23 protein-coding genes are annotated in these 25039 nt (G+C 70.6%); 13 read left to right on the top strand and 10 right to left on the bottom strand.

The features are described 5' to 3' along the window. Positions 1 to 187 precede the first annotated feature (187 nt). The 5 genes from Pka01_RS29200 to Pka01_RS29180 are packed head-to-tail and all read left to right on the top strand — an operon-like array spanning position 188 to position 5985. Positions 188 to 826, top strand: a complete 639-nt coding sequence (locus Pka01_RS29200) for an ABC transporter ATP-binding protein (protein ID WP_203886131.1) — start codon at positions 188 to 190, stop codon at positions 824 to 826. Further along, complete coding sequence (locus tag Pka01_RS29195) at positions 823 to 1629, top strand: ABC transporter ATP-binding protein (RefSeq protein WP_203886130.1); 807 nt, start codon at positions 823 to 825, stop codon at positions 1627 to 1629. Before Pka01_RS29200 ends, Pka01_RS29195 begins: the two co-directional genes overlap by 4 nt. Beyond that, positions 1626 to 4616, top strand: a complete 2991-nt coding sequence (locus tag Pka01_RS29190) for an FtsX-like permease family protein (protein ID WP_203886129.1) — start codon at positions 1626 to 1628, stop codon at positions 4614 to 4616. Before Pka01_RS29195 ends, Pka01_RS29190 begins: the two co-directional genes overlap by 4 nt. A gap of 33 nt (positions 4617 to 4649) precedes the next feature. Then, positions 4650 to 4982: a YnfA family protein gene (locus Pka01_RS29185; protein WP_203886128.1), complete on the top strand. Its 333-nt coding sequence runs from the start codon at positions 4650 to 4652 to the stop codon at positions 4980 to 4982. Positions 4983 to 5037: 55 nt separating this feature from the next. Next, on the top strand, positions 5038 to 5985 hold the full coding sequence (locus Pka01_RS29180) for an SDR family oxidoreductase (protein WP_203886127.1): 948 nt from the start codon (positions 5038 to 5040) through the stop codon (positions 5983 to 5985). A 3-nt stretch (positions 5986 to 5988) separates the two neighbouring features. Here Pka01_RS29180 and Pka01_RS29175 read toward each other — a convergent pair whose 3' ends face one another. After that, positions 5989 to 6465: a DUF2000 domain-containing protein gene (locus Pka01_RS29175; protein ID WP_203886126.1), complete on the bottom strand. Its 477-nt coding sequence runs from the start codon at positions 6463 to 6465 to the stop codon at positions 5989 to 5991. A 103-nt stretch (positions 6466 to 6568) separates the two neighbouring features. Between Pka01_RS29175 and Pka01_RS29170 the strand changes: the two genes are divergently transcribed. Beyond that, the gene (locus Pka01_RS29170; RefSeq protein WP_203886125.1) at positions 6569 to 7048 is read left to right on the top strand and encodes an Lrp/AsnC family transcriptional regulator; all 480 of its coding nucleotides are present in this window, start codon (positions 6569 to 6571) and stop codon (positions 7046 to 7048) included. On the opposite strand, the gene Pka01_RS29165 is transcribed toward Pka01_RS29170, so the two are convergent. Beyond that, positions 7041 to 7925, bottom strand: coding sequence for an SDR family oxidoreductase (locus tag Pka01_RS29165; protein ID WP_203886124.1), 885 nt, complete (start codon positions 7923 to 7925; stop codon positions 7041 to 7043). The two genes, Pka01_RS29170 and Pka01_RS29165, sit on opposite strands and share 8 nt — an antisense overlap. Positions 7926 to 8019: 94 nt before the next feature. Between Pka01_RS29165 and Pka01_RS29160 the strand changes: the two genes are divergently transcribed. After that, positions 8020 to 8616, top strand: coding sequence for a TetR/AcrR family transcriptional regulator (locus Pka01_RS29160; RefSeq protein ID WP_203886123.1), 597 nt, complete (start codon positions 8020 to 8022; stop codon positions 8614 to 8616). Between the two features lie 48 nt (positions 8617 to 8664). Here Pka01_RS29160 and Pka01_RS29155 read toward each other — a convergent pair whose 3' ends face one another. Beyond that, positions 8665 to 9825: a glycosyltransferase 87 family protein gene (locus Pka01_RS29155; protein ID WP_203886122.1), complete on the bottom strand. Its 1161-nt coding sequence runs from the start codon at positions 9823 to 9825 to the stop codon at positions 8665 to 8667. 470 nt (positions 9826 to 10295) lie between these two features. Between Pka01_RS29155 and Pka01_RS29150 the strand changes: the two genes are divergently transcribed. The 5 genes from Pka01_RS29150 to Pka01_RS29130 all read left to right on the top strand — a co-directional run bounded on the left by Pka01_RS29150 (position 10296) and on the right by Pka01_RS29130 (position 13813). Next, the gene (locus Pka01_RS29150; protein ID WP_203886121.1) at positions 10296 to 10505 is read left to right on the top strand and encodes a TOBE domain-containing protein; all 210 of its coding nucleotides are present in this window, start codon (positions 10296 to 10298) and stop codon (positions 10503 to 10505) included. 181 nt (positions 10506 to 10686) lie between these two features. Beyond that, positions 10687 to 11088 (top strand): TOBE domain-containing protein, encoded by a 402-nt coding sequence (locus Pka01_RS29145; RefSeq protein WP_203886120.1) that lies wholly within the window; start codon positions 10687 to 10689, stop codon positions 11086 to 11088. 17 nt (positions 11089 to 11105) lie between these two features. Further along, positions 11106 to 11912: a molybdate ABC transporter substrate-binding protein gene (gene modA, locus Pka01_RS29140; RefSeq protein ID WP_203886119.1), complete on the top strand. Its 807-nt coding sequence runs from the start codon at positions 11106 to 11108 to the stop codon at positions 11910 to 11912. Between the two features lie 81 nt (positions 11913 to 11993). Beyond that, a complete protein-coding gene (locus Pka01_RS29135) occupies positions 11994 to 12749 on the top strand; it encodes an ABC transporter permease (protein ID WP_203886233.1) in 756 nt (251 codons plus the stop codon). Next, entirely contained in the window at positions 12746 to 13813 is a 1068-nt protein-coding gene (locus Pka01_RS29130) for an ABC transporter ATP-binding protein (protein WP_203886118.1), read from the top strand. The genes Pka01_RS29135 and Pka01_RS29130 overlap by 4 nt, the downstream gene beginning before the upstream one ends. Before the next feature lie 10 nt (positions 13814 to 13823). Here Pka01_RS29130 and Pka01_RS29125 read toward each other — a convergent pair whose 3' ends face one another. Both Pka01_RS29125 and Pka01_RS29120 read right to left on the bottom strand, forming a co-directional pair. Next, complete coding sequence (locus Pka01_RS29125; protein WP_203886117.1) at positions 13824 to 14318, bottom strand: molybdopterin-binding protein; 495 nt, start codon at positions 14316 to 14318, stop codon at positions 13824 to 13826. 195 nt (positions 14319 to 14513) lie between these two features. Further along, positions 14514 to 15254, bottom strand: a complete 741-nt coding sequence (locus Pka01_RS29120) for a TetR/AcrR family transcriptional regulator (RefSeq protein ID WP_203886116.1) — start codon at positions 15252 to 15254, stop codon at positions 14514 to 14516. 107 nt (positions 15255 to 15361) lie between these two features. Here Pka01_RS29120 and Pka01_RS29115 point away from each other — a divergent pair, with 107 nt between their 5' ends. Further along, positions 15362 to 15694, top strand: a complete 333-nt coding sequence (locus tag Pka01_RS29115; protein ID WP_203886115.1) for a nuclear transport factor 2 family protein — start codon at positions 15362 to 15364, stop codon at positions 15692 to 15694. Between the two features lie 90 nt (positions 15695 to 15784). On the opposite strand, the gene Pka01_RS29110 is transcribed toward Pka01_RS29115, so the two are convergent. From Pka01_RS29110 to Pka01_RS29090, 5 genes are all read right to left on the bottom strand, one after another. Next, complete coding sequence (locus tag Pka01_RS29110; protein WP_239115504.1) at positions 15785 to 18760, bottom strand: glycoside hydrolase family 2 TIM barrel-domain containing protein; 2976 nt, start codon at positions 18758 to 18760, stop codon at positions 15785 to 15787. Between the two features lie 116 nt (positions 18761 to 18876). Further along, complete coding sequence (locus Pka01_RS29105) at positions 18877 to 21603, bottom strand: glycoside hydrolase family 38 N-terminal domain-containing protein (RefSeq protein WP_203886113.1); 2727 nt, start codon at positions 21601 to 21603, stop codon at positions 18877 to 18879. Positions 21604 to 21653: 50 nt separating this feature from the next. After that, positions 21654 to 22511 carry a carbohydrate ABC transporter permease gene (locus Pka01_RS29100; RefSeq protein ID WP_203886112.1) on the bottom strand — a complete coding sequence of 286 codons (858 nt, stop codon included), beginning with the start codon at positions 22509 to 22511 and terminating at the stop codon, positions 21654 to 21656. Beyond that, positions 22508 to 23455: a carbohydrate ABC transporter permease gene (locus tag Pka01_RS29095; RefSeq protein WP_239115502.1), complete on the bottom strand. Its 948-nt coding sequence runs from the start codon at positions 23453 to 23455 to the stop codon at positions 22508 to 22510. Before Pka01_RS29095 ends, Pka01_RS29100 begins: the two co-directional genes overlap by 4 nt. A 7-nt stretch (positions 23456 to 23462) precedes the next feature. Then, on the bottom strand, positions 23463 to 24809 hold the full coding sequence (locus Pka01_RS29090; protein ID WP_203886111.1) for an ABC transporter substrate-binding protein: 1347 nt from the start codon (positions 24807 to 24809) through the stop codon (positions 23463 to 23465). Positions 24810 to 25039: the final 230 nt, after the last annotated feature.

The raw sequence follows: 25039 nt of genomic DNA, 5'->3' as shown, positions 1-25039 counted from the left end.
ACGGCTAAGGGGGTGGGTCACGGCTGAGGGGGTGGGTCACGGCTAAGGGGGGATCATGGCGATCTGTCGGGTGATCGTGACACCTCTGTGATCTCCTCGGGCGTAGGGTCGGCGAAGCGCACAAGGTGATCTATCCGATTGTTTCGCGTAACGGGCCACGCGATGGTGTCGCATCAGGGGGAGGCAGATGATGCCCCAACCAGCCCTGTCCTGCCAGTCGCTCGCCTGCCGGGCCGGCGGCAGGGAAGTGGTGAAGGACCTGTCGCTGGAGGTCATGCCCGGCGAACGGGTCGCGATCATGGGACCTTCCGGCTCAGGGAAGACGACCCTGCTCACGACGCTCGGCGGGCTCATCCCGCCGTCCGCCGGACGGGTCCTCGTCGGCTCGGTTCCCCTCGACGGGCAGCCGTCCCTGCGCAGGAACCTCACCCTGGTCTTCCAGTCGTACGGACTCGTCTCGCTGCTGACCGCCGCGGAGAACATCGAGGTGGCCCTGCGGGCGGCCGGCCGCCCGCCGCGGGAGGCGATCGCGGAGGCGGCGGACGTCCTGGGACGCATGCGGCTCACCCCCTACGCGGACCACCTGATCGAGGAGCTGTCCGGAGGCCAGCAACAACGCGTGGCGGTGGCCCGGGCCCTCGCTCTGGCGCCCGGCGTCATCCTCGCCGACGAGCCGACGGCCGAGCAGGACAAGGTCAACCGCATGCTGGTCCTCGAGGCGCTGATGGCGGCTCCCGCCGCGCTCGTGATCGCCACACACGACCCCGAGGTGGCCGAGCGCTGCGACCGGGTCGTGGAACTGCGGTCGACGGCAGGTGTCCGATGACACCGGCGGTGCGCTGCGACGGCGTCGTGCAGATCTACAAGACCAAGGAGATCGAGGTCGTCGCCCTGCGCGACATCGACCTGGTCATCGAGGAGGGGGAGAGCGTCGCGTTCCTCGGGCCGTCGGGCGCGGGCAAGTCGACGCTGCTGTGGCTGCTCGCCGGGCTGCTGCGGCCGAGCGCCGGCCGTCTGTGGCTGGGCACCACCGAGATCGGCAAGCTGGGACCGCGCGCCCTGGACCGGCTCAGGGCCGCGGACATCGGAGTGGTCCTGCAGAACCCGGCGCGCAACCTCATCCCCTACGCCACCGCCGTCCAGAACGTGACCTTCGCCCAGCGTGCCGTCGGACGGCGCGGCAGGAGGCCGGCGGGCGACCTGCTCGACCGGGTCGGGCTGACCGGGGTCCGCGACAAGCCGGCCGGGCGGTTGTCCGGGGGAGAGCAGCAGCGGCTGGCCGTCGCGGTCGCCCTGGCCAACCGGCCGCGACTGCTGCTGGCCGACGAGCCGACGAGCCAGCTCGACGCCGCCACCGGCCAGGCCGTGATCGAGCTCATCAGGGACCTCGGGGAGACGTCCGTGGTGGTGACGCACGACGTCAGGGTGAGCGAGGCCACCGGCCGCACGGTCACGATCAGGGACGGCAGGATCGGCGCCGAGGGCAGAGGCGGAGAGGACTTCGTGGTGATCGGAAGGGAGGGCGCCGTCCAGTTGCCGCCCGAATATCACGAGCTGCTGCCTCCGGGTTCCATGGCGCGGGTGGAGCCGCTTCCCGACGGCGTCGTCCTGAGGCGGGCCGAGCCGTGATCCTCCGCGGACTGTGGCGGCGCCGCTGGTTGTCGCTGATCGTGCTCGTCGTCGCGATCCTCCCCGTGGTCGCCGGGTCGCTCGGCCCGATGTACACCGACGCCGCCCGCACCACGCTCCTGCGTGAGACGCTCGACCACGCGCTCCTCGATCACCGCGGCTGGCGCGTCACCTCCGTGACGGACACCGCGGGCAGGCTGGTGGAGCACGTCAGGGCGCCCTTCCTCCTTCCGCCCATCCAGGGGGCGGAGCTGCTCAGCCCCAACGACAAGGCCACCAAGACCTACCCCCTGATGTGGGTCGACGGTCAGTGCGACCACGTGAGGCTGCTCGAGGGCCGGTGCCCGGAGGCGGCCAACGAGATCATGGTCACCGGCGCGTCGGGCCTGAAGGTCGGCGGGACCGTCAAACTCCGCCTGCTGCGCGAGTCCGGCTCCGACGACGCGCGGCTCACCCCTTTGCGCGTGGTCGGCGTCTACGAGACCGACGCCGCCGACCCCATCTGGTACGGCAGGAGCCTGTTCCCGCAGACGGCCGGGGTCACCGAGGGCAACGGCGACCCTCTCCTCACCGTGCCGGACACGCAGGCGAAGTCCGTGGTGGCGACGGGTGGCGTCGTCGGCGTCCCCGGTGAGTCGTGGGTCAGCAGTGCCATCGTCTACATCGACCCGCAGAAGATCACCGGCGACGGCCTCGCGCTGCTGGAGTCCATCCAGGCCGAACTGCGCGGCCTCGGGCAGAGCCGGCAGACCACGACCGTCTTCAGCTACATGGACGACACGCTGGCAGCCGTCCACCGGCATCTCGACTCCCTGTCGGTGCCGACGACCCTGGTGACGCTCCAGCTCGTGGCCCTCGGCTGGCTCCTGTTGTTCCTCACCGTCCGCGACCTCGTCGCCGCCCGTGCGCAGGAGATCGCACTGGCCAGGCTGCGCGGCCTGCCCACCCTGCGGATCTGGGCGTTCGGCCTGTCCGAGCCCGCGTTCCTCCTGCTCGCGGCGCTGCCTCTCGGGCTCGCCGCGAGCTTCGCGGTGGTCCAGCGGATGAGCGAGACGCTCCTCCGTAAGGATCTGGAGGTCACCGTCGACGGCTTCACCGTCCTGTGCGGCGTGGCCGCCGTCTTCGGCGGCCTGCTGGCCACGGCGCTGGCCGCCAGGCAGACGGTGACGCAGCCCGTCGTCGAGCAGTGGCGGCGCACGCCCCGCGCGCATCGCCGCGCCTGGGTCGTCGACGGGGTGGTGCTCGCGATCACCGCGGTGGGGCTCGCGGAGCTGGTCGCGGGAGGCGCCATCACCGACACGACGGGCCAGCGCGCGAGCGCCCTCGTCGCACCGGGCCTGCTCGCGGTGGCGCTCGCCATGATCGCCAGACGGATCCTGCCGCTCGCCTGCCGCGCCCTGTTCCGGTTCACCCGGACCCGCGGGAACATCGGCGCCTTCCTCGCCATGCGCCAGATCGCGCGCGGCTCGGCCACGGCGAGCTCGGTGGTCGTGCTCGCCGCGGGCCTCGGGCTCGCGGTCTTCGCGGTCGCGGCCTGGTCGGTGACCTCGCGCAACTACCAGGAGGTCGCGCGCGTCCACAACGGCGCCGAGACCGTCTTCGTCGTTGCCAGAACCGACACGGAGACGCTGAGGAAGATCTCCGCGGCCATCCCGGGCACGGCCCCCGTCATCGTGACACCCGGTCCTCCGGCGACGCTCGCCACCGACCCCGCCCTCTTCGCCGCGGTCGCGCTCTGGCGGCCGTCGTACGGGAACGACCAGGAACTGAGCCGGCTGGTGGCGAAACTCTCCCCTTCTGCGCCGCCGCCCAGGGTGATGTTGTCCGGCGACCGGATCCGCGCCCACATCACCACTCCGCCGTTGCCGGAAGGCTGGAGCGCCATCCTCTACGCCGATTTCCGGGTCGCCGGCGAGACCAGACCTGCGTCGATCCCGCTCGCCAGGCCGGACGCGCGGACCACGGTGCACGAGTGGGGGCTGCCGCGCGGCTGCCTCACCGCACCGTGCGAGCTGCGCGGCCTGCGCATGGAGGTGATGGGGGACACCGGCACGAACTTCGAGGACCGGCCGAGCGGCAGTGCGCTCCTCACGAAGCTCGAGATGCGGCGCGACGGCCGGTGGACCACCGTCGACGCCGGGCTCGACGACCCGACCAGGTGGACGTCGACCTCATCGACCGCGGACGGCGGGCTCCCCCTGTCCTTCGACCCGAACTTCAGCGAGAGCAGGCCGGACACCTTCCCCGACCCCATGCCCGGGCTGTCGTCGGGAACGGCGGCGGGCCAGAAGCTGCCGGGCCTGGACGACGTCTATTTCTCCGGTTACGAGTCGGTCGCCACGACCCGGGCCCTTCCTGGACTGAACGCCCCCGGGGTCGTCGTGGACCTGGAGACGGCCGACCGGGTCGCCTACGGCTACTCCCCGAAGACCGAGTTCCAGATCTGGGCGGCCCCCGGCCGCGGGGACGAGGTGCGCGACGCGCTGCGCAGGGACGGCGTCCCCGTCCTCGGCATGCGGACGCTGGACGATCTCGTCGCCGGCTACACGAGTCAGGGACCCGGCCTGGCGCTGCTCCTGCTCATCATCTCGGCGGGCGTCGCCGCCCTGCTCGCGCTCGGCCGGGCCGTGCTGGCCCTCCACGCGGCCGCGCGGCGGCGCACGTACGAGATGGCGGCCCTCGAGGCCGCGGGCGCCCGCGTGCGGCCGTTGCGGGTGGCGCTGCTGCTGGAGCAGACGATCACGTTGTCGTGGGGAGCGCTGACCGGGATACTCGCCGGCCTGGTCGCGGCCTGGGCCGCGCTGCCGCGGGTGCCCGAGTTCGCCGAGACCCCCGTGACGCCTCCGCTGGACTACTCGCTGGTGCCCGTTCCCGTCATCGCCGTGGCCTGCGCCGTGCTCGTCCTCAGCCTGGTCGCCGCCGCCGTGACGTCGGAGCTCCTGCTGCGCGGCGTCCAAGTCGACCAGCTCCGCGAGGCGCCCGCCTGACGCACCTCGGCGCCGCCCGATACGGTCGTGTTCGTGACCGTCGCCCGTTCGATTCTGCTCTTCGTCGTCGCGGCCGTCGCCGAGATCGGCGGTGCGTGGCTGGTCTGGCAGGGGTGGCGGGAACACCGCGGCCCCTGGTGGATCGCCGCGGGCGTCATGGCCCTCGCCGCGTACGGCTTCGTCGCGACATTCCAGCCGGAGGCTCATTTCGGGCGGGTGCTGGCCGCCTACGGCGGCGTGTTCGTCGCCGGCTCGCTGGCGTGGGGGATGGTGGCCGACGGGTTCCGTCCCACCGTCTGGGACATCGTCGGCGCCGCCATCTGCCTGGTCGGTGTGGGCGTCATCATGTACGCACCCCACAATTGATCACGATGGGATAGTTTGCCGGTGACCCTGGCGGCACGTCCCCCTGGAGCTCCCCATGGCACGTTCGGCGCCCGACGTGACCGTCCCCGACCTCACGGGAAGGCGCGCGGTGATCACGGGGGCGAACAGCGGCCTCGGGCTCGGGCTGACGCGCCGTTTCGCCGAGGCGGGAGCCGAGGTCGTCCTCGCCGTCAGGAACCGCGCGAAGGGCGCAGCCGCGGTCGAGGAGGTGCGTACGGCGGTGCCGGACGCGCGGCTGACGATCCGCCACCTCGACCTGACCTCCCTCAAGACCGTGGCGGCCTTCGGCGCCGAACTGGCGGCCGAAGGCCGGCCGATCGACTTCCTGATCAACAACGCCGGCGTCATGGCGCTGCCGAGGCGCGGCGTGACCGAGGACGGCTTCGAGACGCAGTTCGGCGGCAACCACCTCGGGCACTTCGCGCTGACCGGGCACCTGCTGCCGTTACTGCGAGCCGCGCAGTCGCCCCGCGTGACCACGGTCAGCAGCATCTCCACCTGGTGGGGCCGGCTCAACTTCGGCGACCTGCAGAGCGAGAGATACCGGCCGCAGCGTGCCTACGGCGGCTCCAAGATCGCGAACCTGCTGTTCGCCCGGGAGCTCCACCGACGCAGCGAAGAGGCCGGGTGGGGCGTCCTCAGCAACGCCGCCCATCCAGGTGCGACGATCACCAACCTGCAGTTCACCGGCCCCACGCACGGCGGCGCCGCCGTCACGCGCACGCGCCTGATGTACGGCCTCCTGTACCGGATCCCCGGACTGTGGCAGCAGGTGCCCACCGGAATCCTGCCGATCCTGCACGCCGCCGTCAGCCCGGACGCGAGAGGGGGCGCCTACTACGGCCCGGACGGGTTCTGCGGGCTCACCGGCGGACCGGCCGAGGGCAGAGCGCCCAGGCGCGCCCTGGACGACGCGGCCGCCGCGCGACTGTGGGAGGTCTCCGAGAAGCTCACCGGAGTCGCCTACCCCGCGGTCGGCTGATCTTCAGGCGAGCAGCGAGAGCCCGCGCACGAGGCGGTCGACGGTCTTGCGGGGGCCGACGACGCTGACCGCGCAGTAGTCCAGCTCGTCGGCGTCCGCGGCGGACATCCGCTCGAGGAATCCGTCGTAGACGCGGACGAGCTGGGCGAGGCCCGGCATGTCGGCCACGAACACCCCCTGCGAGGCGGCCGCCTCGGCCCTGATCTCCGCGATCCGGGACGACGACGCGGCGAGGATCGTGCACCCCGCCCAGGGAAGGCCGGGATGGAGGTCTCCGGTCGCGTCCTTCGCGTCCGGGCCGAGGAGCCCCGGCACCCCGGCCGCCGTGGCCGCCGCGACGCAAACGGCGGCGTTGACGATCCGGCCCGCCGGCAACGCCTCGGCGACGACGACCACCCACTTCAGCCGGGACGAGCGGGTCGGCTCTCCCGTCAGGATCTCCTCCGGCGCGTATCCGATCGCCGGCGCCGCATCGTTCATGCCAGCTCGCTCCCTTGCTGATATACGGAATCCGGGCATCAGGGTAGGCATAAGTCCAGCTCTAGCCAATGGCATCCGTACTAAATTCGGTTAGGCTGCCGATATGGCTGACCTGGACGAACTAGATACGGCGATCCTGCGGGAACTGCAGCACGACGCACGGCGCACCAACCGCGACGTCGCCGCCGCCGTGGGGGTGTCGCCGACCACGGCGCTCGACCGGACGCGGGCCCTGCGCGAGCGAGGCGTCATCCGGGGGGCGACGCTCGACGTCGACCTCGCGGAGATCGGGCGCCCGGTCCAGGCGCTGATCGCCGTGCGGATCCGCCCGCCATCGCGGCGCGCCATCGAGGCATTCCGCAACTGGGTCCGCGGTCTGCCCGAGACGATCGGCGTCTTCGTGGTGTCGGGGACGGAGGACTTCCTGATCCACGTCGCCGTCCCCGGCAACGACAGCCTGTACGCGTTCGTCATCGACAGGCTCACCGAACGGCCCGAGGTGGCGGACGTGCGCACCAGCATCGTCTACGAGCACCTCCGGGTTCCCGTCGTCGCACCGGCGCGGCCGGCCGGGCTCAGGTGACCGGGATCCCCGCGCGCTCGGCGACGACGTCGTCCGCGTCCGTGCCGTAGGCCAGATCGCGCTGCGCCCGCAGCGCCGACAACCTCTCCTGGAGGGCCGCCTCGATCGCCTCGTAGGCGCCGCCGCCGAGCGTGAGCCGCCGCGGCGCCGGGCTCGTCTCGACCGAGTCGGCGACGGCACGGGCGATCTTGCGCGGGTCGCCCGCGACGGCCCTGCGCAGGAGGTCCGGGTCCACGCCACCGCCAAGCATGCCGCGGATCCGGCCCACGACGCCTGTGCCGTACGCGTCGATCGGGTCGGCGACCGCGAGGTTGCGGTTGAAGCCCGTCCGCGCTCCGCCGGGCTCGACGAGCGTGACCTCGACGCCGAACGGCGCGAGCTCGATGGCGACCGACTCGAAGAAGCCCTCGACGCCGAACTTGGTCGCGTTGTACACGCTCATGCCGGGATCGGGGACCTGCCCGCCGGAGCTGGACATCTGCACGATCCGCCCGCCGCCCTGCGCCCGCAGGTACGGCAGGGCCGCCCGGGTGAGCCGGATCGCGCCGAGCAGGTTGACCTCGATCTGGCGGCGCAGAAGGTCGTCCGGCACCTCCTCGGCCGCGCCGAGCACGCCGAACCCGGCGTTGGAGACGACCACGTCGATCCGGCCGAAGGCGGCGAACGCCTCCCCGACCACGCGGTGGATCTCGGAGGCGTCGGCCACGTCGAGGCGCGCCGTCCATAGGCGGTCGCCGTACCGGGCCGCGAGCGGTTCAAACGCGGTTATGGTGCGGCCGGTGGCCGCCACACGCTCACCTCTGGCGAGCAGGAGCGTGGTGAGCTCGTATCCCAATCCCGATGCCGCGCCGGTGATGAACCAGGTCCTGGATGTCATGTCCGTGCCCCTTCGCACAATGTAGTCACTGTCTAGAATCTAGCCAGTGTCTAGAAATGTAGTCAATGGCTAGACCCGGAGTAGGTTGTGGGGCATGGCACAGACCCCGCGCTACCACCACGGCAACCTGCGCGCCGAGCTGCTCGTCTCCGCCGAGCGCAAGCTGGAGGCGGCCGGCGTCCAGGGGCTGTCCCTGCGGGAGCTGGCCCGCGAGATCGGCGTGAGCCACGGCGCGCCCCGTCAGCACTTCCCTGACAAGCAGGCGCTGCTGGACGCGCTGGCCGTCCTGGGCCTGGAGCGGCTCGGACGCGAGCTGGACGCGGCCCTGGGCGAGGCGCGGGGCCCGTTCGCCGACCGGCTGCTCGCGTTCGTGCGCGCCTACGTCAGGTTCGCGACCGCGCATCCGGCGCTGCTGGCGCTGATGTTCGCGCGCAAGGACCGTCCCGACGTCCCTGAACTCCTGGAGGCCGGCGAGCGGGCGTTCGCGGCGCCGGTCGCGCTCATCGCCGGGGCGCAGGCGGCCGGGGAGATCGACGGCGCCGACCCCGACCGGGTCGCGATGGCGCTGCTGGCCACCATTCAGGGCCTTGCCGCGATCATCACCGGCGGCATGATCGGCGACCGGTCCGCCGACGTGGTCGTCTCCGGCACGGTCGAAACCCTCCTGCGCGGTCTGGCGCCCGCGACCTGAAGGGTGTGCCGCGACAGCCCTTCACGACAGACGGACCGCGGCGGACGCCTACGCGGATCTGATCCGCGCCGACTGAACGGCGTCTCCTTTACGGAATTCCGCGAACGCGGCCCACAGGACGGCTGCGAGAGCGAGCGCCATCAGTGCCGCCAGAAGTTTGAATTCCAGGGGCACCACGTCGCCCCGGACCAGGCTGACCCCCAGGAATGGCAGATAGGCCAGGAATGAGGACGTCTGCACTGCGATCGGAATTGACCACAGTCGTCGCGGCAAATAGAACGCGGCGATCACGGTGAGCACGTCAGCCAGGTAAAAGTACCGCTCGTGCATCGACGGCAGGAGGAACGGCAGAAGGATGGCCGACGTCGTGGCCATCAGCACGATCCGGAGCGGAGTCGGCTCCACCCGCTTGACCACGATGGCGGCGGTCAGAGCGATCACCACCACGCCGGTCAGCAGGATGCCTGACGTGCGCAGAACGTCCGCATAGGCGCCCGGCGTCACCCATTGGTACAGGGAGGGCGCGTTGAGGGTGAGTTGCTGGTAGGTCTCCGTCTGCCGCGAATAGACGGTGAGGAGCCTTTCAGGTGAGGCGCCCAGAAGCAGTGCCGGCATATCGAGCGCCAGATAAACCGCGGGGACGGCCGTCAGGGTCCGCCATGGCAGGCGCTTGAGCAGGGCCAGGACGAGCAGGAGGGGAAGGATGAAAACGGCCTGCAGTTTGAACGCCAGGGCGAGGCCGAAGAACGCGCACGCCCACCAGGGGCGGTCCCGGATCAGGAAGTAGACCCCACCCAACGCGAAAGCGGTGTAGATCGAGTCGGACTGCCCCCACAGCGCGCTGTTCATGGCCACCGTCGGCAGGAACAGCACAACGGCTCCCGCCACGAACGGCTGCCAGGAATCCGGGTGGCGGAGTTTTACGATCCGATAGGAGAAGAACGCCAGCAGCAGGTCGAACGCCACCGAGATCAGCTTGATTCCGGTCAGCGCGCCTATCGGCAGGTGGGTCAGCGCCGCCATCAGGTAGAGATATGGAGCGTTGTAATCCGAGAAGCCGTGACTCCCGAAGCCATCTGCGATCGCACTGAATCCACCATGGTGATAAATGTAGTCATACCACCGTTTCAGGTGGACGATGTAATCCGCCGACTGGAAATCGAACATGACGACTCGTACAGCCAGCGCCGTGAGGACGACACCAGTCACCACCACGGTCCTGCTGACTGTTTTTGCCCGCCCGGTGGCGAAATGGCCTCGTACTGCCGTGGGCCGCGGGACGGACGTCATTCCTCTCGACATAACCCTGCCTCCAGGTCGATTCGTGCATCGAGAAATATGACACGTCCCCTCACGCGAGGGTGGGATCACGAGGCGTCAGCGATGTAACCGCATTGAATCAATTGTGGCCTTTGGTGCCTTCTTTATTTCTCGACCGACCTCAAAGCGGAAATCGCCGCCTTCGCCGTCCGCTCGGAGTCGCTGTCGCGCAGCGGATCGAGTCGCTGCCGCAAAGCCCGCCGCGGGGCGGAGGACGAGTTCAGTGGGCAGGGCTCTGTAAAACCGCTGGTCGCAGCGTCGTGGCGGCTTCTTGGCGCGTGAAGGTGTGGCTTAACGTCGGAAAAGCCGCACCGGGCCGACCGGCGCGGCCTTTCGACGTTGTGATCAAGGAGAGCGTCATGCGACTGAGCGCGCGGAACAAGATCCCCGCCCGGGTGACCGCCATAACCCACGGAGAGGCCACCGCGAACGTCGAACTGGACGCCGGCGGAGTGCGCCTGGTGGCCTCGATCACCGTGGAGGCCGCCAGGGAACTCGGACTGGCCCGGGGCGGTCAGGTGATCGCGATGGTCAAGGCCTCCGACGTGATGCTCGCGGTGGAGGACTGACCTCGGGCGGGTGGTGCGAGGTCGCCCTCGGCCCGCGCCACCCGTACGGTCGGTACAGCACGGGAGAGGGCGGATCCGGCGGTCGGCTGTCGCAGATGCAATGCTAACAACCTGATCACCCTTGCTCCTGCGCGCACTTCTGCCGATTGAAACTTGTATTTCCGAAGGTATGGTGACTGCCGTGACCACGTTCCGGATCAGCGAAGCCGCCGCGCTGCTCGGCGTCAGCGCGGACACCGTCCGGCGCTGGGTCGACGCGGGCCGTCTGCCCGCGCAGCGCGACGATCACGGCCACCGGATGGTGGACGGCGCGGATCTGGCCTCGTTCGCCCGCGCCCAGATCGACACGGAGGACGGCTTGGGGCTGTCGTCGGCACGCAACCGCTTCCGCGGGATCGTGACCGAGGTGATCAGGGACGCGGTGATGGCTCAGGTGGAGATCGCCGCCGGACCGTTCCGGGTGGTCTCGCTCATGAGCCGGCAGGCGGCCGACGAGCTCGGCCTCGAGGTCGGCGCCGTGGCCATCGCGGTCATCAAATCCACCAACGTCGTCGTGGAGATCCCCGACCACGCGCGTACCTGACCCATGAAGGAGTTCCCGTGCTCAGGCGTCTTACCCGGTGGGCCGTCGCGGCCCCCGTCGCTTTAGCGCTCGTCTCGGGCCTGTCGGCCTGCGGATCCGACGAGCCGGGCACCACGGCGTCGGCGTCCCCCGCCGCCTCGTCGGCTGCGTCGTCGTCGGCGCTGACCGTATTCGCGGCCGCCTCCCTCACCGAGACCTTCACCGAACTCGGGAAGACCTTCGAGGCGGCCAACCCGGGCGTGAAGGTGACGTTCAACTTCGGCTCGAGCGCCACCCTGGCGCAGCAGATCACGCAGGGCGCCCCCGCCGACGTGTTCGCCGCGGCCAGCCCGGCCACGATGAAGACCGTCACCGACGCCTCGATGGCCGCCGCGCCGACCACGTTCGTCCGCAACAAGCTGGAGATCGCGGTGCCGCCGGACAACCCCGCCAAGGTCGACGAGCTGAAGGACCTCGCCGACGCCAAGGTCAAGGTGGCGCTGTGCGCCGAGCAGGTGCCGTGCGGCGCCGCCGCGATCAAGGCGCTGGACGCCGCGGGGCTGAAGGTCACCCCCGTCACGCTGGAGCAGGACGTCAAGGCCACGCTGACCAAGGTCGAACTCGGCGAGGTCGACGCCGCGCTCGTCTACAAGACCGACGTGCTGTCCGCCGGCGGCAAGGTCACGGGCATCGACTTCCCCGAGGCCGACAAGGCGATCAACGACTACCCGATCGCGCCCCTGTCCAAGGCCCCCGCACCGGATCTGGCCAAGAAGTTCGTCGACCTGGTGCTCTCGCAGCAGGGCAAGGACGTGCTGGTCAAGGCCGGGTTCGAAGCCGCCTGACCTGACGTGACACGACTGTTCCCGCTCCGACGACGGAGCCCGCGCGACAGGCCGGGGGCCGGGCGCGTCCCCTGGACGCTCATGCTGCTCGCCGTGTTGGGCATGGCCTTCCTGGTCCTGCCCCTGGCCGGGCTCCTCGTCCGGGCTCCGTGGTCGACGATGCCGGAGCGGCTGGCCGAGCCGCAGGTCCTTGAGGCCCTGCGGCTGTCACTGGTCACCGCGACCATCGCAACGGCCGTCTGCCTGGTGCTGGGTGTGCCGCTCGCGTGGCTGCTGGCGCGCGTGTCCTTCCCCGGCAGGCGGCTGGTGCGCGCGCTGGTCACCATCCCTCTCGTCCTGCCGCCCGTCGTCGGCGGCGTCGCACTGCTGCTGGTCCTCGGCCGGCGCGGGCTGATCGGTCAGTGGCTCGAGTCGGCCTTCGGCTTCTCCCTGCCTTTCACGACGGCCGGGGTCGTGGTCGCCGAGGCGTTCGTCGCGATGCCCTTCCTGGTCATCAGCGTGGAGGGAGCGCTGCGCGCGGCCGACCTGCGGTATGAGGAGGCCGCCGCCACGCTGGGGGCCTCACGCTGGGTCGTCTTCCGGCGGGTGACCATGCCGCTCATCGCGCCGGGGATCGTGGCCGGCGCCGTGTTGTGCTGGGCCCGCGCCCTCGGGGAGTTCGGCGCCACGATCACCTTCGCGGGGAACTTCCCCGGCCGCACGCAGACCATGCCCCTCGCCGTCTACCTCGCGCTGGAGACCGAACCGGATGCCGCGATCGTCCTCAGCCTGCTCCTGCTCCTCGTGTCGGTGGCGATCCTGGCCGGGCTGCGCGATCGGTGGGTGACCAGCGCGTGAGCGGCAGCGAGCAGGATCCGGGTAACGGCCGGCCGCGCCTGGAGGCCCACCTGGTCGTCGAACGTCCCCGGTTCCGCCTGGACGTCGAGCTGGCCGCGGACGCGGGCCAGGTCATCGCGCTGCTCGGCCCCAACGGCGCGGGTAAGACGACGGCGCTGCGCGCGCTCGCCGGCCTCACGCCGCTCTCCGGCGGGCACATCACCCTGGATGGCCGTGCCCTGAACAGCGTGCCGGTCGAGCGCCGCCCTATCGGCGTCGTCTTCCAGGACTATCTGCTCTTCCCGCACCTGTCCGCGCTCGACAACGTCGCCTTCGGCCCCCGGTGCCAGGGGGCGTCGAAGCACGAGGCCCGCCGTACGGCCGGCGCGTGGCTGGAACGGGTCGGCCTCGCGGAGCACGCCGCGGCCAGGCCCCGCCAGCTGTCCGGCGGCCAGGCGCAGCGGGTCGCCCTCGCGCGGGCCCTGGCGGTCGAGCCGCGGCTGCTGCTTCTGGACGAGCCCCTGGCCGCGCTCGACGCCCACACCCGCCTGGAGATCCGGTCGCGGCTGCGGCGCCATCTCGGTGACTTCGACGGCGCCACGATCCTGGTCACCCACGACCCGCTGGACGCGATGGTGCTGGCCGACCACCTCGTCGTCATCGAGAACGGCGCGGTGGTGCAGCAGGGGCCGCCCGCCGAGGTGGCGCGCAGGCCGCGCACCGACTACGTCGCCCGCCTGGTCGGGCTCAACCTCTACCGAGGAGCGGCGGACGAGCAGCAGGTCACCGTCGGCGACGTGATCTTCAGCGTCACCGAGCGGATCCACGGCCCGGTCTTCATCGCCTTCCCGCCCTCCGCCGTGGCGCTCTTCCGCACCCGCCCGGACGGGACCCCGCGCAACCTCTGGCAGGCCGCGATCGAGGGCATCGAGCGCCACGGCGACAACGTCCGCGTCCACCTCGAAGGCCCGATCGCGGCGGCCGCCGACATCACCCCCGCAGCCGTGGCCGACCTCGACCTGACGGCGGGGCAGCAGGTCTGGGCGGCGGTCAAGGCCACGGAGACCCACGCCTACCCCGCCTGACCCTTTGGGGTCACGCGTGCGGGCTGTCGCGGGCCCACAGCAGGTCGTCGGCGCTGACGCGCACCTCGACGACCTCGCTCACGTGCCGGCCCCCGCACCGGTCGCCGGGCACCACGAGATGCGGCCCGTGCTCGCCGAGGTCACGGCCGTCCATGTGCAGCCCGAGCACGGCCGGGACGTTGCCGAACTCGGGGTCGATCTCACCCCAGGACAACACCGCCCGATGCCCGTCACGCCCGAGGACGGAGATGAGGAACCGCAGGCGGTCCTTGCGCTCGGCGGGATCGAAGTCCGGTTCCGCCGCCCGGAGCACGTCCAGGAGCAGCGGGCCCGCGAAGCGGTGCCGCCTGACCCCCGACTTGCGGCACAGGAATCCGACCTCGACGTCGCGGCCTGGCAGCGCCCGCAGGTCGGTGACATCGATCATCCGGGGGGCGCGCAGGTCGCCCGCCAGCCGTACCTGCCCGGCGAGAGTGCCGGGAGCGCCGATCGAAGCCGGTCGCATGCCGCCTCCTTCTCGCACGGATGCCCGGCCGTCCGGTCGCGTGGACACGGACGGCCCACAGCCGCCGGGTCAACCTGGCGGGCAGGTCATGTTCTTACCCGCATCTTCTAAAGTAACCACCTAAATCGGGGTGTAGATGCGATATCCAATCGAGGAAACACCTCGCATCCGCGTATTCCCATGACCGGCCCGGTCTCAGGCGGTGGGGGACTGGTCGGCGAGCCGGCTCAGCCACTCCCGGAGCATGGTCACCTCACCCGCGCTCAGCGCGGCCGTACCGCCTTCGAGCGCGGCCGACAGTGTGACGGCCAGAGTCCTGATCGTGGGCATGGCGTTCTCATCCGGAGGCGTGGAGGCGTCGTCGATGAGCGCGGCGATGAGTGCCTCACGCACCTGGTGAGAGGTACCGAGATCGGCCTCGCCGTCCGGCCGGGAGATGAGGCTGAGCGTGACGCCGACGTTGGCGGCCGCGATCTGGCGGGCGGCCTCCGCGGGGCTGACGCGGAGCCGGCCCTCGCGGGCCACGGCGGTGAGCAGGTCGAGCAGCATGGCCTCCGCGCGGGAGGTCAGCGTGCAGGGGACTCCGGGCTCGATCTGGCCGTAGAGCAGGACGTAGAACGAGGGGTGGTCCAGGCCGTACCTGACGTGGTCGTCCCAGCCCTGGCGGACGCGCTCGACAGGGTCGCCGCCCGGCTCGCCGTCCCCGGTGTCGCCGGGTTCGCCGCCTCGGATGTACTGGGTGAAGCCGTAGTTGACCACCGCGTCGAGCAGCCCCTGCTTGCTGCCGAAGTGGTGGTAGAGCGTGGGCGCCTGCACCCCCGCACGTTCGCAGACGGCCCGGGTGGAGACCGTCCCGCCCGGAGACTCGTGCAGAAGTTGCGCGGCTGCGAGCAGGAGCCGGTCGCGCGTCACGCTCGGCTTGGGGCGGGCATTCATGTAACGAATATAGCGCTACAGGTGCTACATTCCGGCCTGTAGTGCTCGTATCGGTTGTGATCGCGCGCGAGAACGGTCATGACCGGCAACGATTCAAGGAGCCGACCATGGGGTCACCGTCCCTGCCCGAACCCGTCGCCGCCTACCTGCGTGCCAAGCGCTCCCATGACAGCGAGGCTCTGGTGGCCACGCTCACCGAGGACGCGCTGATCACCGACGACGGCAGGCGATATCAGGGGGCGGACGCGGTCCGCGCGTGGAACGACGAGGCGAGCAAGAAGGTCCGCGCGACCTACGAGGTCAAGGACGTGGCGGACGACGACGGCCGGACGCTGGTCACGGTCGAGGTCGGCGGAGACTTCCCCGGCAGCCCCGTCGTGCTGAGGTTCGACTTCACCGTCGACGGTGACAAGATCTCCGCGTTGACCATCGCACCGTGACCCGCACCGTGACCACGACGGCATCGGGGGAGATGTGCGCGCCTCCGCGACGCTGGAGGGCACCCGGCGCCGCGGAGGGGGGACCGGTTCTCAGCCGGCCGAGATGCGCAGCCGGATCGTGCGGGCCTCGGGGCGGAGCGCGAACTCGGGCCACACGTCCGGCCCGCAGGCCCGTGAGCCGAGCCCGTGCTGGGCGGCGTCGACGATCAGGTGGCTCGTCTCCGAACGCGGAAGCTCGAACGGGTGACCGGCCCGTGCGATCTGCTGCGGCGTGTGGCGGCTGAGCGTGAAACCGGGGCGACGTCCGCGCGTGTCCGGGAACGCCACGATGCGCAGCACCTCGGCGCCTGCGCTCGTCAGCGTGAGGTCGCGCACCTGCGAGCGGTGCCCGGTCTCCTGGGGCCGCGCGTAGTCCACGCCGAGGTCGTCGATCGTGGCGGAGAAACGGCCGGTGCGCGCCGCGCGGAGGCTGTCGGGGTAGGACTCGAGCGGGCCGAGGCCGAACCAGTCGGCTCCGTCGACGGGAGCCCCGCCGTCGGGCAGGTCGAACCGGATCCCGATCCGGGGCCACACCGTGCGCCAGCCCCTCGAGGGCTCGATCTCCACACGCAGCTCGAGTTCGCCGCCCACGAGCGACCAGACGGACTCCACGATCACCGACAGGGCGGAGTTCGCCGCGGAGACCTTCGAAATCGTCCGCAGGGCTCCTGCGGTCTGCTCGACGGACAGCAGCCGCGTGGTCAGCCGGTCGAGACCGTCGCGCCGCCACAGCTCGGCGTTGGAGACGCCGGGGACGCTGGCGTCGCTCCCGTCGACCTCCTCGGTCGCGCCCTTGTCGTTGTCGGTCGGCGCGCGGAACAGCTCCAGCCGCGGGCCCGCCACATCGCGGCCGGCCAGGCGCACGAGGGATCCGCCGACGAACTCGGCAATGCCCAGCGTCAGCGTTCCCCCGGAAGGCCGCCAGCCGGACTCGCGCCTGACCTCGGGCACGGGACGGGACGCCGACCGGTCCAGCTGGGCGGTCGCGATCACGTGCCCTTCGCCCGCCCACGCGGCCGGGGCCGCCAGCACCGCGTCGACCGTGAGCCAGGTCTCCGCGTCCGGCGCCACCGGGATCCGCGGAAGCGGCACACGCGCCGACTCGCCCGCCGCGAGGACGGGGACCTCCATCTCCCCGGAGTCCACGAGCGTGCCTTCGTGCTCGGCCCGCCAGATGAAGCGCAGGTCGGAGGTGTCAGCCGAGTGCCGCAGGTTGGTGATCGCGACGTCGTCGCCGTCGAAGGCGAAACGCACCGGCTGCACGACCGCCTTGAACTCGTGGAGGCCGGGAGTCGGGACGTCGCTGCTCAGCACCATCCCGTCCATCACGAAGTTGCCGTCGTGGACGACCTCTCCGAAGTCGCCGCCGTACGCGTAGTAGGGCGTGCCGTCCGGGGTCGTCGTGAGGATGCCGTGGTCGCGCCATTCCCAGACGAAGCCGCCGTGCAGCCGCGGATACCGGTGCACGAGCGCCTCGTACTGGTCGAGCGCCCCGGGCCCGTTGCCCATCGCGTGGGTGTACTCGCAGAGCAGGAACGGCTTGGTGCGCTGCCGGGCGCCCTGCGCGGGAGTGCAGCCCATGAGGGGCGCGCGTGAGCCGTCGGTCCCGATCTGCTCGGTCTCGGGCACCGACGCGTACATGCGCGAGTAGACGTCGGTGTATTCGCCCGCGTAGTCGCCCTCGTAGTGCACGGGCCGGCCGGTGTCACGGGCGTGGACCCACGCCGACATCGCGGCGAGGTTGGCGCCGGTGCCCGCTTCGTTGCCGAGCGACCAGATCACGATGCTGGGGTGGTTCTTGTCCCTTTCGACGGTGCGCCGGATCCGGTCCAGGTACGCCTCGCGCCACGCCGGGTCGTCACTGGGATTGCCGGCCCAGCCCACGTCGCCGAAGCCGTGCGTCTCGAGATCGCACTCGAGGATCACCCAGAAACCGAGTTCGTCGGCGAGATCGAGCAGCCGCGGATGCGGCGGGTAGTGACTGGTGCGGATCGCGTTCACGTTGAACCGCTTCATGCGGGCCAGGTCCTCGCGGGCGTGCGCCTCGTCGAAGACGCGGCCGCGCTCTGGGTGTGCCTCATGGCGGTTCATCCCGTGGAACACGACACGGCGGCCGTTGACCAGGAACCGGTCGCCGCGGATCTCGACCGTGCGGAACCCCGCCCGCAGGGCGATGCTCTCCGCGGCCGTCGACACGGTGACGTCGTACAGGCGCGGCCGCTCGGCCGACCACGGCTCCACGTCGCCGACCGCGAGCGGGACCACGTCGGCCGCCGTCGCCCAGACCTGCTCGACGCCGAGTTCGGGGATGCGCAGGGTGACCGGGAACGCCTCGGCACCGGCGGTGATCTCCGCGTCGATCCGTCCGCGCCCGTTCTCGAACCCGGTGCGCAGCCAGACGTCCTCGATGCCTCCGGCCGGCCGTGCGATCAGGGTGACGTCGCGGAAGACGCCCGGCAGCCACCACTGGTCCTGGTCCTCGAGATAGCTGGCCGCCGACCACTGGTGCACGCGTACGGCGACGACGTTGTCGCCCGGCCGTACGGACGACGTCACGTCGAACTCGTGGGCCAGCCGGCTGCCGCTCGCGCTGCCGATCTCGTCGCCGTTCACCCACACCTTGAAGACGGACTCGACGCCGTCGAACCGCAGCACGATCCGCTCGGCGTCCGACCAGTCGGCGGGCACGTCGAAGTGACGGCGATGATCGCCGGTGGGGTTCTCATCCGGGACGTACGGAGGGTCGATCGGGAACGGGTACTGCACGTTCGTGTAGATCGGCCGGCCGTAGGCGCCGTCACCCTGGAGCACCCAGTGGGAGGGCACCGGGATGCCGTCCCAGCCGCTGTCGTCGAAGTCCGCGGCCGCGAACTCCTCCGTCGCCGGCGCCGTCGGCGACAGGCGGAAACGCCAGAGCCCGTTCAGCGAAAGCGAGGGGGCGTCGGAGTGAAGCCACGAACGCGCGGCGCGCAGCGCGCCACTCCCGGGTGCGGTGTCCGTGACGTACGCGGAGCGGTGAGAGAGCACGAGGTCACAACACTTTCTTGAGGGCGGAAATTCTCCGGCCGCCTCCGCCGGGCCGAGTGGTCGGGGGCTGAACCGCCCGCGATCATCGGCGTCGCGCGGAGACGACATCCGGGTGCCTAGCGGACCACGACCGTCCGGATCTCCCACGGGCCGAGGGCGAGCTCGAGCCCGTCCACCGCCGCCGTCGAGGAGAGCGGACGGCCGAGCAGGTCGACCGTGGTGGCCTCGGTGAACGCGCCGGTCACCCGGACGGCGGACCCGGTGTCGTTCATCGCGGCCAGCCGCACCTCGGTGCCGGCGCCGCGGTCGCCGGCGACGCGGCGGATGCTCGAGACGAGGACGTCCGCACCCTCGACCCGTATGCCGGCCGCGTCGGCGGGCAGCTGCCCCGCGGCGGGCGCGGTCCCGCGGACGACCAGCACGTCGTTGCGGAACTCCTCGGCGAGAGCGACCGCGTTCGCGCCCTGCCAGCCGGTCGCCGAGGGCACGACGGCGAAGCGGTTGGCGATGCGCATGCCGAGATCCTGCGCGCCCGGCGCGGGGATCTCGGACGCCGCCGGCTCGTCGCGGTACGGATGGATGTTGACGCTGATCGAGCCGATCGCCCGCAGCAGAGTGACGGCGAGCTCGGAGCCCTCGCCGACGAGCTCGTACTCCGTGGAGTGGTCGAGCAGCACGTTGGCGGCGCCGGCCGACACGAACGTGCTCGCGGGGTAGGTCGGGATCGGGTATTCGCCCCAGCCGCCCTCGGCGGTGAGCCCGCGCTCGGTGACGGCGAACTGGCCGGCGGCCGCGGACACGGCGGCCGGCTCGGGCAGCGGCACGTGGAAGCGCAGCCGGTGGTCGGCGGACCGGTTCAGGAACGACGTGGACACACGCACGAACGGCTCGCCCGCCCGCACCTCCACGAGCGTCTCCACCGGAGTCGGCACGGTCTGGGCGGTGCGGAGGTCGCGATCGGAGCTGAGCGCGGCGGGCCATTCGTAGACGCGGGTGATCCGCATCCTCGACCGCAGCGGGCCGTCCTCGAGGAGCTCGACGGCGACCTCCGCCGGCTCCGACACGAGCACGTCGTTCGCCGGCGGCGCGTAGTTGTAGCTGTCGCCGCGGTCACCGCCGTCGACGAGGCGGCCGACTCCGCGCAGCACGGTGCCGTCCGGCCCGGTCACGTCCAGGGTGCCGTCGGCGGCCACCGCGACCTCGACCAGCCCGTTCGCAAGCGCGCGGGCCGTAGCCGTCGCAGGGGCGAGCGCGGCCGGCAGCGTGGCCGCCCGGTCGCCCGGCTCGACTCGGAAGCTCGCGAGCCCGGAGGCAGGGACGTTCACGGGCACGAGGGCGGTGGCGCGCGCCTCCTCGAGCGTCAGCACCCGCCACTCGCCCGGATGGGCGGCGGCCGCCGCGGCCACCTCCCTGCGCAGGATCAGCAGGTCGAACGGGCCGCTGGTCGGCACTTCGGCGAGGTGGAAGACGAGTGACCCCGGGGTGAGCTCGTAGTGGTCGATCAGACGGCCGAAGAGCTCGCGGCGGTGGATGCGGCGCAGCACCCGCTCGAGCTGCGAGGCGTCCATGCGCTCGTCGCTGAGCACGGTCGGGGCCTCGGAGATCAGCTGCACGGGATGCGCCGAGCCGTCCGCGTCGGTCGCGACCAGCGAGGTCCCCTCGGGCGGAGCCACGACGTCCACCTCGACCAGCGCCGTCCGCGGCGACGGCAGCGGGTTGGCGACCAGGTAGCCGTCGCTCGGCACCAGCGCGGCGGGCTCGGCGAGGGCCGCGTCCCGCACCGCACGCGCCGCCTGCGCGGCCTCGGCGAGACGTGCCTCGACCTGGTCGGAGGTCTCGTCCGTGCCGGAGCCGACGACCGAGTCGTGCGCGGACGACTCGATGATCTTGTGCCACGCGAGCGTGAGGAACGGCGAGTCGTCGCGCCGGGACCACAGGGCGTTCACCCGCTCGGCGTGGTCGACGGTGCGCTCGGCGACGGCCATCCGCTGCTTGAGCCCGAGCCGCACCGAGAGCACGCCGGGGAGGATGTTGCCGCGGACGTGGCTGCGCAGCTCGCCGGTGACGACCGCGGAGACCTCGTCGCGCACGTGCTTGCGGATGTACTCGTCGAGGGTCGCGATCGTGATGGCACGCTCGTCGCTCGACGCGCGGCGCAGCCAGGCCGCCAGGCGCGGGTCGGGCGCGTTGTGGTCGGTCCCCGCCATCGCGAGCACGGGGTCGTTCCCCCAGCGCTCGGCCGTCATCTCCGCGTACTCGCCGAGCGCGCGCCCGATCTGGTCGGGCACGAGCAGCACGTCGAGGCCGTTGTCGTAGCCGTCGAAGAGGAACTCGGTGCGCACCTCCGAGCCGTCGGGAGCCCGCCACCGGAAGGCGTGGCCGTCGACGGAGCCGGGGACGCCCCGCCACAGCGCCGCATGCTCGAGCCCGGCGCGGGCCAGGATCTGCGGCATCTGCGCTACGTGGCCGAACATGTCAGGCAGGTAGCCGATGGGCATCGAGCCGCCGAGCTTCGCCGCGGCCGCCCATCCCATCTGCAGGTTGCGCACGATGGTCTCGCCCGAGCAGAGGAACTCGTCGAGCAGGATCAGCCACGGCCCGATCGCGAGCTGCCCCCGCGCGACCAGGGCCGCGACTCGATCGCGGTTTTCCGGCCGCATCTCCAGGTAGTCCTCGATCGCGGCCATCTGCCCGTCGACGGTGAACCGGAAGTCCGGGTCCGCCTCGGCCGTCTCCAGGACGGTGTCGAGGGCGGTGACCAGGCGGTGCCGGAACACCTGGAAAGGCTCATACCATTCCCGGTCCCAGTGGAAATGGGGCACGAAGACGGCGGAGTTCTGCATGGAGAGTGGGACCTTCTGTCGTTAGGAGAGGCAGGGGCGGGGGAGCGGAGTCACTTGATGGAACCGGCGGCGAGTCCGGTGCGCCAGAACCGCTGGAGGAGGATGAACACGATGATCACGGGCACGATCGAGATCAGCGCGCCGGTGATCACGGACTCCTGGAGGAGCGAGACCCTGGCGGTCTGGCCGTTCCACTCGAAGAGGCCGAGCGTGATCGGGAACAGCGACTCCTTCTGCAGCATGACCATCGGCAGGAAGAAGTTGTTCCAGATGCCGACGAACTGGAACAGGAAGATGGTCACCAGCGCCGGCGTCATCAGCTTGAGCGAGACCGAGAAGAACGTGCGGAACTCGCCTGCGCCGTCCAGGCGCGCCGACTCGAGGATCTCGTCGGGGACGGCGGCGGACGTGAAGACGCGGGCGAGGTACACGCCGAACGGGCTGACGATGCTGGGCAGGAACACCGCCAGGTAGGTGTTGACGATCCCCGTCGCCGAGAACAGCAGGAACAGCGGGAGCGCCAGCGCGGTCGTGGGCACGAGGACGCCGCCGAGGATGACGGAGAACAGGAACTCGCGGCCCCTGAACTTGAACTTGGCGAGCGCGTAGCCGCACAGCGCGGAGATCAGGGTTCCGACCGCCGCGCCCAGCACCGCGTAGATCACGCTGTTCAGCGCCCACCGCCCGAAGATGCCGTCGCTGCGGCCGAACAGCGTGCTCAGGTTCTCGAACAGGTTGAAGTGCGAGAACGCCAGGCCGAAGGTGGAGGCGAGGTCACCCTGCGGTTTCGTCGCCGCGACGATCAGGAAGTAGATCGGCAGCAGGAAGTAGATCGCCAGCAGGAACATCAGCGCCAGGGCGGCCGTACGGCTGAAGAGGCTTTCCCGGATCGGGGTCTGGTTGTTCACAGTCCGGCCTTCTTCGAGGTCAGTCGCATGAACCCGAAGCTCAAGACGAAGGTGATGACGGCGATGACCACGGAGATCGCCGCTGCCTGCTGGTAGTTGTTCCCGGAGGCCACGGCGTACGCGAGCATGTTCGGCGTGAACGTGCTCGAGATGTTCGACGAGATCTGCCGCAACACGGCCGGCTCGGCGTAGAGCTGCAGCGTGCCGATGATCGAGAACACCGTGGTGAGAACGATCGACGGAGCGATGATCGGGACCTTGATCCGCCACGCGATCGACCAATTGCTCGCACCGTCGAGCTTGGCGGCCTCGTAGAGCTCCTGCGGGATCGCCTGCAGGGCCGAGTACATGATCAGCATGTTGTACCCGGTCCAGAGCCACGTGGAGACGTTCGCCGCCGACCACAACACGGCGCCGGGACCGAGGAAGTCGGGCTGGAGGCCGACGGCCTTCAGCACGTCGACGACCGGGCTGAGCTGGGGCGAGTAGAGGAACGACCACATGATCGCGGCGATGACGCCCGGCACGGCGTACGGCATGAACGCCGCGATGCGGAAGAACGACTTGAGCTTCAGCAGGGGCGTGTCGAGCAGCAGCGCCATGGTCAGCGCGATGAACAGCATGACTGGCACCTGCACGATGCCGAACAGGCCGATGCGCCCGATGCTGGCCCAGAACTCGCCGTTCTGGAACACCTGCGCGTACTGCTCGAAGCCGCCGAAGGTCGTGTACGACGTGCCGTACTGGCCGCCGGTGCGGCGCACGACCATGAAGCTCTGCCCGATCGCGTAGCCGATCGGCACCAGGTAGAACAGCACGAACGGGAGGAAGAACGGGGTCAGGAACGCGACGATGACGCCCATCCGGGGGCCGCCGCCGTTGAGACGGCGGCGACCCCCGGTCGCGGGCACCACGCGGGTCGCGCGGGTTGCGATGTCAGTCATGCTGCGGTCAGTTGCCCGCCACAGCGGGGATCGCCTGGTCCTTCATCGACTTCAGCGCGGTCGCCTGGGCTGCCGAGATCGCGTCGGCGAGCGTGCCGTCGCCGGCCGCCGCCTTGGCCATCGCGTCCTGCAGCGCCAGGTTCACCGTCTTCTGGGTGGGCCCCCAGGTGAAGCTGGTGTCGATGTTCTTGGACGAGTCGGCGAAGACATCGAAGATCTTCTCGTTGTTGTAGTACTCGACGCCCGCGGAGAGCGCGGGAAGCGACGAACCGGCGAGCGCCGCCGGGTAGAGGCCGCCCAGCTTGTTCTCCAGCGCCAGAGCCTCGGGGTCGGAGTTCAGCCAGGTGTTGAACTTGACCGACTCGTACAGGTGCTTGTTGCCCTTCATGAACGCGACGGTGGAGCCGCCCCAGTCGCCGGACGCGGCGCTCGTGCCCCACGTCGGCATCGGGACGATTGACCACTTGCCCTTCTGGTCGGGCAGGTTGTCGCGGAACATGCTGTAGCCCCAGGCGGCGCCGACATAGCTGGCGACCTGGTTCTTCTGGTACGCGGCGTACATCGGGGTCGAGCCGTTGGCGAGGTCGGTGCGGACGAGCTTGGCGTCGATCAGCTTCTGCCAGTACTCGGCGACCTGCTTGCTCTGGTCGGACTCGACGGTGACGTGCCAGTTGTCGCCGGAGTAGTTGTACATCTTGGCGCTGTTCTGCCAGAGGAGCCCGTTGAACCACTCGGCGTTGTTCGGGTCGAAGAACGTGATGCTGAGGTTGGGGTCCGCGTCGTGCAGCTTCTGTGCGTCGGCCGCGTACTCGTCCCAGGTCTTGGGGATGTCGAGGTGGTGCTTGTCGAAGATGTCGGTGCGCACGAACAGGGCCATCGGGCCGGTGTCCTGCGGCAGGGCGAACACGCCCGTGTCGCCGAAGCTGGTCTGCGACCAGGTCCACGGCACGAACTTCGATTTGGCCGCGGTGGCGTCCGCGCAGGCCGAGACGTCCACGAAGGCGTCCTGGGTGCGCAGGAAGGGGAGCTCGTCGTAGCCGACCTGAGCGAGCTCGGGCGCGCTGCCCGCCTTGAGGGCGTTGCCGATGGTGCCGTACTGGTCGTTGGAGATGTTCTTCATCTCCACCTGGATGTTCGGGTTGTTCTTGTTCCAGAGGGCGACGACCTGGTCCATGCCCGGAACCGTGTTCCAGTACTGCAGGGTGACCTTGCCCTTCGAGGGCTCACAGGGGGCCGCCGCGGCCGTACCGCCCGACGACGGCTCGGGCGACGAACACGCGGAGAGTGCGGCGAAGCCGGCCACCGCCGCGACGACGGCACCCGCGACGCGGATGCGCATGACTGTGTTGCTCATTTTTTCCTTCTGGCTAGCGACGGCGCTAGACGGATCGGCGTTGAGCCCTCAGGCAAGGGGGCCGGGATGCCGTCTGGTTGTCATGGGCAGGACGCTGGGGGTGACGGCTCACGCGTCGAGCGCCATGGCGGGTTAGCAAATCATATTTCCTAATTGCCCGCAATACCTTTGTACGGACAAAGGTAGTTCTGGTCATTCCGCCGCGAGCAACAGGGCTGACGGCCTCGGGG

The organism is Planotetraspora kaengkrachanensis (genome assembly GCF_016862895.1).
GTDB classification, from domain to species: Bacteria; Actinomycetota; Actinomycetes; order Streptosporangiales; family Streptosporangiaceae; genus Planotetraspora; species Planotetraspora kaengkrachanensis.
This window is presented reverse-complemented; position numbering and strand designations above follow the sequence as displayed.

What these genes read in the sequence shown, in the direction of transcription:
- Pka01_RS29125 (WP_203886117.1), bottom strand. Translation starts at nt 14,318, where the DNA reads ATGCGACCGGCTTCGATCGGCGCTCCCGGCACTCTCGCCGGGCAGGTA.
- Pka01_RS29105 (WP_203886113.1), bottom strand. Translation starts at nt 21,603, where the DNA reads ATGCAGAACTCCGCCGTCTTCGTGCCCCATTTCCACTGGGACCGGGAA.
- Pka01_RS29090 (WP_203886111.1), bottom strand. Translation starts at nt 24,809, where the DNA reads ATGAGCAACACAGTCATGCGCATCCGCGTCGCGGGTGCCGTCGTCGCG.
- Pka01_RS29200 (WP_203886131.1), top strand. Translation starts at nt 188, where the DNA reads ATGATGCCCCAACCAGCCCTGTCCTGCCAGTCGCTCGCCTGCCGGGCC.
- Pka01_RS29120 (WP_203886116.1), bottom strand. Translation starts at nt 15,254, where the DNA reads ATGAATGCCCGCCCCAAGCCGAGCGTGACGCGCGACCGGCTCCTGCTC.
- Pka01_RS29165 (WP_203886124.1), bottom strand. Translation starts at nt 7,925, where the DNA reads ATGACATCCAGGACCTGGTTCATCACCGGCGCGGCATCGGGATTGGGA.
- Pka01_RS29160 (WP_203886123.1), top strand. Translation starts at nt 8,020, where the DNA reads ATGGCACAGACCCCGCGCTACCACCACGGCAACCTGCGCGCCGAGCTG.
- Pka01_RS29135 (WP_203886233.1), top strand. Translation starts at nt 11,994, where the DNA reads ATGCTGCTCGCCGTGTTGGGCATGGCCTTCCTGGTCCTGCCCCTGGCC.
- Pka01_RS29095 (WP_239115502.1), bottom strand. Translation starts at nt 23,455, where the DNA reads ATGACTGACATCGCAACCCGCGCGACCCGCGTGGTGCCCGCGACCGGG.
- Pka01_RS29115 (WP_203886115.1), top strand. Translation starts at nt 15,362, where the DNA reads ATGGGGTCACCGTCCCTGCCCGAACCCGTCGCCGCCTACCTGCGTGCC.
- Pka01_RS29175 (WP_203886126.1), bottom strand. Translation starts at nt 6,465, where the DNA reads ATGAACGATGCGGCGCCGGCGATCGGATACGCGCCGGAGGAGATCCTG.
- Pka01_RS29180 (WP_203886127.1), top strand. Translation starts at nt 5,038, where the DNA reads ATGGCACGTTCGGCGCCCGACGTGACCGTCCCCGACCTCACGGGAAGG.
- Pka01_RS29170 (WP_203886125.1), top strand. Translation starts at nt 6,569, where the DNA reads ATGGCTGACCTGGACGAACTAGATACGGCGATCCTGCGGGAACTGCAG.
- Pka01_RS29150 (WP_203886121.1), top strand. Translation starts at nt 10,296, where the DNA reads ATGCGACTGAGCGCGCGGAACAAGATCCCCGCCCGGGTGACCGCCATA.
- Pka01_RS29195 (WP_203886130.1), top strand. Translation starts at nt 823, where the DNA reads ATGACACCGGCGGTGCGCTGCGACGGCGTCGTGCAGATCTACAAGACC.